Genomic DNA, 12,012 nt, shown 5'->3' with positions numbered 1-12,012 from the left:
GCAACCTCGCGCGAGGTTGCTGGGCCGCCGTCGGGTAGTTCTGAAGCTGCCTCGGGGAGGATTTTCCGACTATCGGGACTTTCCGGCGGTTCGGACACGCCTCATCGGTACCCGCCGGTAACACTGGTAGTCTCTCAGCGAATCAGCCAGCGATGCTCAGTGTCGCTTCAGCCTTCGCAAGGACATCATGCTCACTCAGATCATTGCTCTGCTCATATTCGTCGCCCTCTTCGCCATCGGCGCTGTCCGCGGTGTGCAGATCGGCGTGCTCATGCTCGTCGGCGCGGCCGGAACCGGGCTCATCTTCACCGATATGGCCGTCGACGACATCATCGCCGAGTTCCCCCTGGACATCATGATCCTGCTGGCCGGGGTCACCTATTTCTTCGCGATCGCACAAGAGAACGGGACCGTCGACAAGATCATCGACTGGGCCCTCGAACGCGTCGGATCCTCGGCGGTGCTGCTGCCCGCGGTGTTCTTCGTCATCACAGGCTGCATTGCGGCCATGGGCGCACCGTTGGCGGGCCTCGTCATGATGCCGGTGGGCATGCAGGTCGCCCGCAAGTACGGCGTCGACTACGCGCTCATGGGACTGGCGATCTGCTTCGCCATCGGCGCCGGCGGCTTCGCCCCGACCAGCCTCTACGGAATCGTCACGTACTCGACCGCCCATGATGCCGGAATCGACCTCTCCCCGTTCCTGCTCTTCGGCATCGCCGTGGCCGTCTACCTCGTCATGCTCGTGGTCGCGTACTTCATGTACGGTCGGTCGCTGTTCTCGAAGACGACTGTGGCAGCAGCCGAGCACGCTTCGGCCGGAAGTGCCCAGTCGAAGATCTCCCGCGGCTCCGCCTCGGCGTCAAGTGTCGCCTTCGGTGAGGACGATGAGGACGAAGCTCTCTTCGATTCCTCCACCACCGACGAGGCGGGAGAATCCAAGCCGTTCACCTTCGTCCAGATCCTCACCGTGATCTTCATGGTCGGCCTCATCGGCAGCGTGGTCGTGCTCGCGGCGCTCGGTCAGGAACCGGACATCGGCCTGCTGTGCTTCATGTTCGGAGCGATCCTCGCGCTGGTCGATCCGAAGACAGGCAAGGCCGCGATCCCGAAGATCGACTGGCCGACAGTGCTCCTCGTCGGCGGCATCATCACCTTCGTCGGCGTGCTGCAGAACATGGGAGCCGTCGACCTGCTCGGTGAGGGTGCCGAGTCGATCGGTTCGCCGCTCATCGCTGCTTTCGTCCTCTGCATCGTCGGCGGCCTGGTCTCGGCCTTCGCGTCGACGACGGGCATCCTCGCTGCGCTCGTGCCGCTGGCTCTGCCTCTCATCGCAGCGGGCGGGGTGCCCGGTTGGGCACTCATCGCGGCTCTGGGCGTGTGCTCGGCGGTCGTCGACGTCTCACCGTTCTCGACGCTGGGTGCCACGGTCGTCGCAACCGCCCCTGTCGAGGACAAGCCGCGCCTGACCCGCATCCTCGTGAAGTTCGGCATGTCGATGGTCGTCATCGGGCCGGTCGCCCTCGTCGGCGGTCTCGTCGTGCCCGCCATGATGTTCTGAGGCCGGGCTCTTGGGCGGGGTTCTCGGGCCTGTGCCCCGGGCCGGCTCCCAGTGCCTCCAAGAATAGGTCAGCATCGGACACTCTTCTCCAACAGAAGTGTCCGATGCTGACCTATTTTCCGACTGCAGCCCGTTTTCCGACTGCAGCCTCGATTCGGCCGCCCCTCAGCTCAAGGGTTTGGCCAGCAGCACGAATTCGAGGTCGTCGACCTTCGGCAGCCCGAAGCGTTCGTCGCCGTAGGGGAAGGGCTCGATTTCGCCGGTGCGCACGTAGCCGCGGCGCTCGTAATAGGCGATGAGTTCGTCACGCTTGTTGATCACGCTCATCCGCATCGACGCTGCACCCCAGTGTTCGACCACCCACGCCTCTGCGAGGCCGATGAGCAAGGACCCCACCCCTTTGCCCTGTCCCAGCGGAGAGACAGCGAGCACCCCGAGATAGGAGGCTCCGTCCTCGGGTTCGCGCACATAGACGCTGGCCACGGCGCGCCCCTGCCCATCGCGGGCGAGCAGGATCTGGGAGTCCGCCTCGGCGAGCATGTCCTCAGCCATGGGACCGTCGAGCCGCTGTCCCCCGAGCAGGTCCGCCTCGGTGGTCCAGCCCTGTTTCGATCCCTCGCCGCGGTAGGCCGAGGACACGAGCTCGACGTAGTCGGAGATGTCGGCGGACGTCAGTTCGGTGACCTCGAATCCGGCTGCACCCAGCTTCCGGCGGTGCGCGTCGACCAGGGTCGCCGAGGGGTGTGCGGTCATAGGTGGGACTCCTTCAAGATCTTCCGTGCGGCTGCGTCTGACCAGGCTAGTCGCTTCCTCAGAAGCAGAACTATAGTGTCAATTGTCAGGACAGCGACGATCGTCGATCGATCGCCGACGACCATCGCGCAGTGCCGCCGGCACGGACATTCGGGAGGAATGACCATGGACATCGACATCTCGGGAGAGACCTTCACCATCGCCGAGGATGCTGCGGCCAAACGCTTCACCGTCTCCCACGCGGGCAAGGTCATCGGTCTCGCCGATTACATCGACCGTGAGGCGAGTGCCGATGACACCGCCGACGGTCCGGTGCGCATCTTCACCCACACCGAGGTGTCGCCCGAGTGGGGCGGTCGCGGCTTGGCGGCCAAGCTGGTGCGCTATGCACTGGAGACCAGCGCCGAGGCGGGGCTGAAGTTCCGGACCACGTGCTCCTATGTGCAGAGTTTCCTGGCCAAGAACGACGAGTTCGACAAGTTCGTCGCCTGAGCGGCCGACCCATGAGCGGTGTGCGCTCCCGGCGATGAGGTCGCGCGGCCGCGATGACCGAGTGGCCGCCGCACCCCACACCGTTCCTGCCACAACCACCTCGATGCGGCATACCGCCTCGGCGCACCGAGGTGATCAGGCACCGGCGGTGCGTCGTCCCTTCTTCGCGAGGTAGGCGGCGACGGAGATCGAAATCAGGCAACCCACTGCGAGGTAAGCACCGACGAGGTACCAGCTGCCGTCGCCGACTCCGACGAGGTACGTGGCGATGAACGGAGTGAAGCCGCCGGCCAGCGCGCTGGCCAGCTGGTAGCCGACGCCCGCTCCGCTGTAACGGAACTCGGGGCTGAACATCTCGGCGAACAGCGGCTGCTGGACGCTGACGACCGCGTCGTGGGCGATGTTGACCAGCAGCACGGCGAAGATCACGATGGCGATCGTGCTTCCCGATTCCAGAGCGAGGAAGAACGGGATCGCGCTGAGCAGTCCGACGACTCCGCCGGTGAGGTAGACGCGCAGACGTCCGTACCGATCAGAGAGGTAAGCAAAGGCAGGAATCGTGACAATACCCAGGCCGCCGACGAGCAGCGTGATGTTGAGCATGAGCTGCCTGTCGAGACCGAGTTCGTCCGTCGCATACGACAGCGCGAAGGTGGTGACGATGTACATAGTCAGAAGCTCGATGAACCGCAGTCCGACGATCTGGGCGATCTGTGCGGGGAATCGTTTGAAGGCCTCGAGGATCGGCAGCTTGGCAACTTTGTCCTCGTCCGCGTTCTTCACTCGTTCCACATATTCTTCGGATTCCGCGACACCGGCACGGATCCACAGCCCGACCAGAACGAGGCCGGCACTGGCAAGGAACGGGATCCGCCATCCCCAAACCAGGAAGCCTTCGGAGCTCAGTCCGCCGCTGAGGATGGCGACGAGTCCGGTGGCCAGCAGCAGGCCGACCGAGTAGCCGACCTGAACCCCACTGGAGTAGAAGGCGCGCAGCTTCGGCGGTGCGCTTTCGACGGCCATGAGCGCGGCGCCTCCCCATTCTCCGCCGACCGCCACGCCCTGAATGCAGCGCAGCAGGACGAGCAGTGCCGGTGCCAGCCAGCCGATCGCCTGGTAGGTCGGCAGACAGCCGATGAGCGCGGTGGCCACGCCCATGATCGTCATCGTCCAGATGAGCATGGACTTGCGCCCGAGACGGTCGCCGAAGTGGCCGAAGATGATTCCGCCGAGCGGGCGGAAGATGAATCCGACGCCGAAGGTCGCGAACGCCGCGAGCGTGCCCGCTCGGTCACTGTAGCCGGGGAAGAAGAGTTCGCCGAAGACCAGAGCTGCGACGATCCCGTAGAGCAGGAAGTCATACCATTCGACGACGGCGCCGATAAACGACCCGGCCGCCGCACGGCGTGCACGCCGTCCAACGTAAGGTTCAGCTCTCACCTGGTCTTCGATATCGGCCATCGGTTTCTCCCCTGAACTCGTCTTCGGCTCTCTGCCGGCCGCCCTCGCGTGATCGACGCTGAGCAATCTAGCACGGCCGATGACTGCTGAGTCGACCGTGTCCACCAGGGAAACCGCACGCCGCCAGTCAGTCTCCGTCCACGGCTTCCGATGCGCTCAAGCCAGGCACCGTCCGGAAGGGCCACTACAATCGGCCACTGTGAACGCCTGCTCGCTTCGTCGCTCGCGACCGCTGTCGATTCTCGGTCGGTTCCTGTGATCCTGCCGGAGGTCCGAGATCCGCGGATGATCACGATTCGCCGAGGCGGCTCCCTCACCGATTCCGAACACCACCTTCTCGCCCTGTGGGCTGCTGACTGCGCCGAACACGTCCTGCCGGTCTTCGAATCCGCCTGCCCCGAGGACGATCGACCTCGCGACGCCGTTGCCGCCGCCCGGGCGTGGGCAGCCGGTGAGATGTCGATGATGGAGGCTCGCGCCCTCGGCGGTCATGCCATGGGTGCGGCACGGCCTCTGCGTGGGCCTGCCCGGTTCGCCGCTTATGCGGCGGGGCAAGCGGCCTGTGTCGGACACGTCGCCGAGCACAACCTCGGGGCGGCGGCCTACGCCATCAAAGCGGCCCGAGGGGCTTCAGGGAAGAACCTTGCGGCCGGTCGTGCCGAACGCGACTGGCAGCGCGACCGGCTGCCGAATGAAGTCCGCGAACTCGTGCTGGACGATCAGGCACGACGCGATGCGATCTGCTGGTCGGTCTTCAGCGCCTGATCGCTGGCGGCACCCTCCAGGGCAGACAGCACGCTTTAGCACGGGTGCTATCTGTCGTGTAGCAGCCTGCCGGCGACAACCCCTCGTGGACACCGTAACCCTGGCACGCAGAAGCCCCGTCGATTGGCGGGGCTTCTGCGTCGGCATCGCGAAATCCGTGCGGACCTCGCTTCAGCGACTTCGGGGCTTCACGCGCGCCGGCGAGCGAGAACGTCGTTGACGGCACCGAGGTCGGCGGCCTTCGTCGTCCGGATCGCCTTGCGCCCATGGCCAAGGGGTCCTTCCTCGCGGGCGGAGTCGCTGAGTTCCGGCCGGTAGCCGAGCTCTTCGGCGAACTGAGCCGCGATATCTTCACGGCTGCGGGCCTCGGTTTCGTACGAGCTGGCATCGGCCGCCGATGCCGAGGGCACCGGATGCTCGGCTTCGGGTGCATCGACGTAGCTGGGCACCGGCAGCGGGGTCGGCGACCAGCCGTCACGCGATTTCAGTCGCTGCATGAACGGGTCATCGACCGTGCGAGCCGCCGCATCAAGTGCAGCGTGCACATCCGCATCCGCCTCCTTTCGACCGGCCGCATCTGAGGCCGTGTCGGCCTCAGCGAGGAGGTCGGCTCCGAGCGAGACCGGGGTCTTGGTGGATTCGGTCCGAGCCTTCTCTGCAGTCGTCGCCGAAGAGGCCTCGGAATCGTTCTCGCGGTCGACCGTGGTATCCGTCGATGCCGCCTTCGGCTCTGCCGTCGACGTTGATGCCGCGGTGGCGGCGTTGCCCGACGTCGAGGCGGCCTCCGAGCCGGCGGCCGCCTCGGCGGAAGTCGCGTCACCGTCTGCGGCGGCGTTCTCCTTCACGACCGGGATCGGTCCGGTGAGGAGGACCTGGCGCGTGGTGTGGCCCTCGGCGGCTTCCTTGCGGATGCGCACGAGCGGGATCTCTCCGGTGTCGGCCTCTTCGCGGGACTTCTTCGCCTCGGCGGAGCGGTTCATCGCAGCGCGAGCCTGCGCGGCCTTCGCCGCCGCGCTCGTGCCCTGCGCGGCCGCGGCGATCCGAGCAGCGGTTCCGCTCGAGGTCGATGCCGGTGCCGTGCGAGGCTGCTGCTTGACCGGAACGGTCTGCGACTTCGCGGACTTCGCGCCCGTTCGAGCTGTCGTCTGCGATCCAGTTGCAGGCTGAGCATTTGTCGTCGTCCTGGCCGTGGCATTCGATCGTGAGGAGTCAGTCGGTCGTGCCGTGGCAGTCGACGGTTCGGCCGGCTTCGTCTCGGAGGCACGCTCGACCTTGGCGACGCTCTCCGCCTCGGTGGCATGCTTCGGCTGGGCCGCTGTCCGCGACCGTGCGGTCTCCTGCAGGCGTCGCAGCTTCTTCTTCGTCTCGCGCTTGCGCAGATTGAGCGTGCGCACGAGGAAGAGAGTGACGACGGCGAGCCCGAGGAAGACACCTGCCAGGGCGATGTGCACGACCGAGAAGGCCGCGAGCACACTCGACACAAGGATGCCGAGAACCGAGGCGAGGAATACCAGGGAGAAGCCCCTGACCATGGTGTTCAGCGACTTCAGTGACTCCCGCAGGGTCGTGGCTTGCTCGGTCATCGCATGTTCCTCATCGGTTCCGATGGTCGGATTGGAAATCTGTCGGTTCGGTCCATCTGTGCCGGCCATCCCCTCGCCGAGGTGGCCGCCGCGTCCCGTCCGAGACTGGCCTTCATGTGGTCCGCCGCCTTGAGGGGCTGGACCGGCGCCGCCCGAAACCGTCCGGCTCGTCGACGCCTTGTGGCCGGCACTGGTCGGATGCGGCGGATGAGCCTGCGGCGAACGACTCTGTCTGTCCGACTGCCCGACGGAGCGGCCGCCGTCGTTGAAGACTGCATGGACCGCAGGGTGGAGCAGTCGCACATTGTCAGCGGCAGCGCCTGCACGAACGCCTGTGTCAGTGCCGACGCCTACGCTGGAACCGACGACGCGACCGACTGCCGCATGGTCGGCGGACAGGGAGGAGTAGGTTTCACCGACCGCAACGGGAAGGACGTTGAGCTGGGAGTGCTCGGCAGCCTCGGTGATGGTGTGTGCTTCGGCGTGACCGTCGATGACGGCGAACTCCGGGGTGGAGGCCGAGAGACTCAGCTTCGGGGCCTCGACTTCCTGTGAGACGTCCGGGGTCGGCACCGACGGCACCTTCCGAGGCTTGTCGTGGAATACCTGGATGCGCTCCGAATGGTCGTGCCCGGGGATGGCTGTCTCGGCGGAGACGACGGCCGCATTGTCCGGAACCGTGTCGATTTCGACGCGCGAGAGATCCGTCGCGGACTTCCGGATCATTGCGGGCACAGCAACGGCGAAGACCACGACGATGGCGATGACGACGATGATGCTGGTGTCCACAATGCCACCCTAAGTTGCAGGCATCAGGGAAGTCGTGAAGGCGCGAGGTGTGTCGGTCAAACTGGGGCGAAGTTCACCGAATTCCCAGGTGGCGGCTGGACGTTCCCGATTCGCGCCTACCACCCGCCGGTGCCGTGCCGGTATGCGGCCAGCAGACCCTGCGGGACCTCCTCGGCGAGGAGGGCAAAGGTGCGGTGGTCGCACCACTGCCCATCGATGTGCATGTACTTCTCGCGCAGCCCCTCATCACGCAGGCCCAGCTTCTCGACCACACGCAGGCTCGCGGTGTTCTCCGGGCGGATGTTGATCTCGATGCGGTGGAGTCCGAGGGCGAAGAAGCAGTGGTCAGCGGCCATCGCCACGGCGACCGGGGTGATTCCGCGCCCGGCCACGCGCGAGTCGATCCAGTAGCCGATCTGCCCGGACAGGATCGAACCCCAGCTCAGTCCCGATACGGTGATCTGACCGCGGAAGTTCCCGTCGACCTCGATGGCGAACGGCACGGTCTGCCCGCGTTTGGCCTGTTTGTCCTGCATCCGCACCATCGTGCGGAACCCCGGCAGCTCCTGGCCCGGCGCAGGCAGAGTCGCGTCCCACGGGCGCAGCCAGTCGCGGTTGAATCGGCGGACCTCTCGCCAGGCCTCTTCGTCGCGGCGGCGCAGCGGTCGCAGCACGATATCGGACTGTCGATCAGTCAGGATGACAGGCCACACGCGGCTGCCCTCGCTCTCGGGATCAAGGTCGGTCTGCCCGGACGGGCTGAACCAGGACGTTCGGCTCGGTCCTGTGTCGGCACTCAGTCCAGCTTCGGCACGAACTCGCGCAGCCACGCCTTGAGATCGTCGCCGAGGTCCTCTCGGTCGCACGCGATCTGCACAACGGCCTTGAGGTAGTCGAGCTTGTCACCCGTGTCATAACGGGCGCCCTTGAACACGACTCCGAAGACGCCGTGGCCCTCGTCGTCTCCGGCGAGCTCCTGCAGGGCATCGGTGAGCTGGATTTCGTTGCCGCGTCCCGGCTTCGTCGTTTCGAGGACGTCGAAGATCTCCGGCGCCAGCACGTAGCGGCCGATGATGGCGAGATTCGAGGGAGCATCCTCGGTGGCGGGCTTCTCGACGAGGTCGGTGACTTTGACGACCTCGTCGTCAGCAGTGGACTCAACGGCGGCACAGCCGTAGAGGTGGATCGCCTCGGGCGGGACCTCCATGAGGGCGACGACGCTGCCTCCGGTCTTCTCCGCGACTTCGATCATCTTCGGCAAGATCGGGCTGCGTTCATCGATGAGGTCATCACCGAGCAGGACCGCGAACGGTTCGTTGCCCACATGCTGACGTCCCTTGAGCACGGCATGGCCGAGTCCCTTGGGGTCGCCCTGGCGGACATAGTGGATATCGGCGAGTTCGGAGGGATGGCGCACCGCGGCGAGCTTCTTGTCATCGCCTTTCTGCGCGAGCGCTGCCTCAAGCCCGTCGACCCGGTCGAAATGGTCCTCCAGCGGCCGCTTGTTCCGGCCGGTGATCATGAGAACGTCCTGCAGACCAGCATCGACGGCTTCCTCGATGACGTACTGGATCGCCGGCTTGTCGACGACGGGGAGCATCTCTTTGGGGGTGGCTTTCGTGGCGGGGAGGAACCGAGTTCCGAGACCGGCGACGGGGATCACGGCCTTGCGAACGGTGCGCTGCGCTTCATCACTCATGAAGTCATCTTAACGAATCCGCCCGCCGCGGTTAGTCTGAAATGCGTGGACTCACAAACTTCGAAGGCGCAGCTGCGGTCCCGCATCCGCGCCGCTCGCGCGGACCGCTCCCCCGCTGAGGCGGTTCCGGCCTCTTCGTCGTCCGTGACGACGGCATCTCCGCAGCCCATCCCCGCCGAGGCGGACCCGACTACCGCTCCACTCCCGGACTCCGCGTCGGCTGGGGGTCCCGTGACGCCTGCGGGCACCGTGGCGGCCGCCGCGTGGGACCTCATCCGAGAAACACCGGTTCGTTCCCTTCTTGCCTATGCGGCGCTGCCCGGAGAGCCGGACCTCGACCCGGCGCTCGATCAGTTTCTCGCAGCCGGCGGCACCGTCTACCTTCCCGTCGTCACCAAGGTGGGCGAACCTTTGGTGTTCGGCAAGGTCACTGATTCGATGGCCAGCCTGAGACCGCAGGGCCGATGGGGAATCCGCGAACCGGCCCGGGATGGTGAGCTGCTCACCGCCGCCCAACTGCTCTCGCCCACGATCGGCCTCGGCATCGTCTTCGTCCCTGCCCTGGGCTTCGGCACTGATGGTGCTCGGCTGGGAAACGGGGGCGGCTTCTACGACAGGACCTTCGGCCCGCAGGGGGCGGAGCCTCTCGATTCTGGCGTTCTCGGATCGGGACTTCCTGCTTCCGAGTCCCCTGGTTCGGGGCGCAATGGTTCGGTACCTCCTGGTTCGGTACCTAATGGTTTGGCAGCTTCTGGTTCGGGTCCCCGCATTGTCGGGGTGTGTTTCGCCGACGAACTCGAACTACCGGGCCTCGTCGCCGCGGACTGGGACCTGCGCATCCCGGAGGCCGTCACCGACGACGGAACTCACATCTTCACAGCCTGATCGTCAGGAATCAGCGCCCACTCGCGCGTGTTGATATGTGGATAACCTTGTGCATATCGCGGACCGGTGCTCCGGGGAGGAACTGAGATGCACTATAATCTTGTCGTCGAAGAAAGGTCTCGAATGCCCGTCTACTCCTACGCCTGCAAGAGCTGTGGTCACGCCTTTGATATTCATCAGGACTTCAGCGATGACTCGCTCACCGTCTGCCCGGAATGCCAGGGCCGTCTGAAGAAGGTCTTCGGTGCCGTGGGCATCAGCTTCAAGGGATCTGGCTTCTACGCCACCGACTCCCGCTCGAGCAAGTCGAGCACCGTCACCTCCTCGAGTTCAGACTCCTCCTCGAAAGAGTCCTCGAGCTCGTCGTCGAAAGAAGCCTCCAGCTCATCGACTTCGTCATCGAGCAGCTCCTCGACCGAGAGCACCCCAGCCGCCAGCTGAGCGACGCCGGTCGCCGGCGCACCTTCCCAACCGCCAGCCAGCGCCTACAAGGTGATTCACCTCGGCCGCTGGCTACCCGGATGCCGCGACGGACCGGCTCTCGTCACTCACACACCGATCGCCTGTGGACACCACGAACTGTCCACAGGCGAGTTCCGCGCCCTTGCCGCAGGCCGCGCAGCGCCGCAGGCTCGGTGCATGGGCATCTTCAACCGCATCCGGTCCACGTCTTCTGGCTGGTCACGGCCGTCTCGCATTCGACCTCAGCGCATCCTCGCCGCCGTCTGCCTCGCATGTGCCTGCGCCCTCGCCGTCTGGATGCTCACACCGACCAGCGCAGGAACGGCGATCGTCGTCGCCAAGTCGGACCTGGCACCGGGAACTGAACTCAAGGCCCAGGACCTCACCCTCACTCAGTTCCCTTCCGACCTCGTCCCCGACAAGGCGTTCAAGTCCGTTGATGAGGTGAAGGGGCGAGCCACCTCGGCGGGATTGTCGAAGGGGTCACCGCTGACGTCGTCGATCGTGCTCGATCAGCAGGCGCTGCCGAAGGGCAGCCGCGATCTGCTCATGCCGATCCGTCTGGCCGATGATGCCTCGGGGGCACTGCTCCAACCGGGCCAGAAGATCCGTCTCTTCTCGTCCCTGCCCGACGGTGGATCAGAAGTCGTCGTCGAGAAAGTGACGATCGCCCGCCTCGTCGACAAACCCGAGGGAATAGCCGCGGAGTCAGGACAACTTGTTTCCGTTATCCTCTCCGCCGATGATGCCGGGCGTGTCGCCGAGTTCGCCGGACTCCCGATCAGCTTTGCGATCCTCCCTCGCTGAACCATGTCATCGCCGAGCCGTCCGCCCTGCTGATCTGCGGTGCTCGAGCGGTCCGCGTCCACCGGACCCGCATTCTTCACTGCAAACCGGTTACCCGGAGCATCTATACGATGATCAGACTCGCAGAACATTTCTGCTCACAATGAGTTACCCATGTGTACTATTGGAACGTAATTGAGCTATTCGATAACAGCATTTCAGTGAACACACACCGAAAGGGTTTCTCTAATGCTTAAGGGATTCAGAGACTTCATTCTCCAGGGGAATGTCGTCGAACTCGCAACAGCGGTCATCATCGGCGGCGCATTCACCGCCATCGTCACCGCCTTCTCCGACAAGATCATCAACCCGCTCATCGCCGCTGTCGGTGGTGCTGAGGGACCGGCACTGCAGATCCCGCTCAAGGAAGGCGTGCCCGAGGCCACCCTTGATATCGGTGCGGTCATCACTGCGGCCATCAACTTCCTCATCGTGGCCGCCATCGTCTACTTCATCATCATTGTGCCGATGAACAAGCTCAACGAGCTGCGCAAGCGCGGAGCTCCCGAAGAAGAAGTTCCTCCGACCACCGAGGATCTGCTCGGCGACATCCGCGAGATCCTGCGCAACCAGGTTGCCTCGCCTGCCGGGCCCGCCGAGGGTCCTGCCACCGACGGTCCGATCGATCCGAATCAGCCTCCGCGGCACTGATCACCGGCCGATCGCAGAGAAGGCCCGCTCTCATCCGAGAGCGGGCCTTCTTCATGCCTGAAACC

The 12,012-nt window shown here is 65.2% G+C and carries 12 protein-coding genes; 7 read left to right on the top strand and 5 right to left on the bottom strand.

What is annotated here, in order from left to right; all coding sequences use genetic code 11:
* The first annotated feature begins 187 nt into the window (after positions 1–187).
* On the top strand, positions 188–1,561 hold the full coding sequence (locus tag ACSBQT_RS13035; protein WP_410708698.1) for an SLC13 family permease: 1,374 nt from the start codon (positions 188–190) through the stop codon (positions 1,559–1,561).
* Between the two features lie 165 nt (positions 1,562–1,726).
* On the opposite strand, the gene ACSBQT_RS13030 is transcribed toward ACSBQT_RS13035, so the two are convergent.
* Entirely contained in the window at positions 1,727–2,314 is a 588-nt protein-coding gene (locus ACSBQT_RS13030; protein WP_435001893.1) for a GNAT family N-acetyltransferase, read from the bottom strand.
* 165 nt (positions 2,315–2,479) lie between these two features.
* On the opposite strand from ACSBQT_RS13030, the gene ACSBQT_RS13025 reads away from it, so the two are divergent.
* Positions 2,480–2,806: a GNAT family N-acetyltransferase gene (locus ACSBQT_RS13025; protein ID WP_410708700.1), complete on the top strand. Its 327-nt coding sequence runs from the start codon at positions 2,480–2,482 to the stop codon at positions 2,804–2,806.
* Between the two features lie 135 nt (positions 2,807–2,941).
* Here the strand turns inward: ACSBQT_RS13025 and shiA are convergent, their stop codons facing one another.
* Positions 2,942–4,267 (bottom strand): shikimate transporter, encoded by a 1,326-nt coding sequence (shiA, locus tag ACSBQT_RS13020; protein ID WP_435001892.1) that lies wholly within the window; start codon positions 4,265–4,267, stop codon positions 2,942–2,944.
* A 285-nt stretch (positions 4,268–4,552) separates the two neighbouring features.
* On the opposite strand from shiA, the gene ACSBQT_RS13015 reads away from it, so the two are divergent.
* Complete coding sequence (locus ACSBQT_RS13015; protein ID WP_410708702.1) at positions 4,553–5,032, top strand: putative immunity protein; 480 nt, start codon at positions 4,553–4,555, stop codon at positions 5,030–5,032.
* A 188-nt stretch (positions 5,033–5,220) separates the two neighbouring features.
* Here the strand turns inward: ACSBQT_RS13015 and ACSBQT_RS13010 are convergent, their stop codons facing one another.
* The 3 genes from ACSBQT_RS13010 to galU form a co-directional block, all read right to left on the bottom strand.
* On the bottom strand, positions 5,221–7,404 hold the full coding sequence (locus ACSBQT_RS13010; protein ID WP_410708703.1) for a hypothetical protein: 2,184 nt from the start codon (positions 7,402–7,404) through the stop codon (positions 5,221–5,223).
* 116 nt (positions 7,405–7,520) lie between these two features.
* A complete protein-coding gene (locus ACSBQT_RS13005; RefSeq protein WP_139468299.1) occupies positions 7,521–8,117 on the bottom strand; it encodes a GNAT family N-acetyltransferase in 597 nt (198 codons plus the stop codon).
* A gap of 83 nt (positions 8,118–8,200) precedes the next feature.
* Entirely contained in the window at positions 8,201–9,103 is a 903-nt protein-coding gene (gene galU / locus ACSBQT_RS13000; RefSeq protein WP_410708704.1) for a UTP--glucose-1-phosphate uridylyltransferase GalU, read from the bottom strand.
* A 45-nt stretch (positions 9,104–9,148) separates the two neighbouring features.
* Between galU and ACSBQT_RS12995 the strand changes: the two genes are divergently transcribed.
* From ACSBQT_RS12995 to mscL, 4 genes are all read left to right on the top strand, one after another.
* The gene (locus ACSBQT_RS12995) at positions 9,149–9,988 is read left to right on the top strand and encodes a 5-formyltetrahydrofolate cyclo-ligase (RefSeq protein ID WP_410708705.1); all 840 of its coding nucleotides are present in this window, start codon (positions 9,149–9,151) and stop codon (positions 9,986–9,988) included.
* Between the two features lie 123 nt (positions 9,989–10,111).
* Entirely contained in the window at positions 10,112–10,429 is a 318-nt protein-coding gene (locus ACSBQT_RS12990) for an FmdB family zinc ribbon protein (protein WP_410709912.1), read from the top strand.
* A 198-nt stretch (positions 10,430–10,627) separates the two neighbouring features.
* Positions 10,628–11,257: an SAF domain-containing protein gene (locus ACSBQT_RS12985; RefSeq protein WP_410708706.1), complete on the top strand. Its 630-nt coding sequence runs from the start codon at positions 10,628–10,630 to the stop codon at positions 11,255–11,257.
* 228 nt (positions 11,258–11,485) lie between these two features.
* Complete coding sequence (gene mscL, locus ACSBQT_RS12980; RefSeq protein WP_062862383.1) at positions 11,486–11,947, top strand: large conductance mechanosensitive channel protein MscL; 462 nt, start codon at positions 11,486–11,488, stop codon at positions 11,945–11,947.
* Positions 11,948–12,012 lie beyond the last annotated feature (65 nt).

Origin of the sequence: Brevibacterium sp. H602 (assembly GCF_051172395.1) — a bacterium.
Lineage (GTDB): Bacteria > Actinomycetota > Actinomycetes > Actinomycetales > Brevibacteriaceae > Brevibacterium.
Note: the sequence above shows the minus strand (reverse complement) of the source record. Positions and strands in the feature narration are given on the sequence as shown.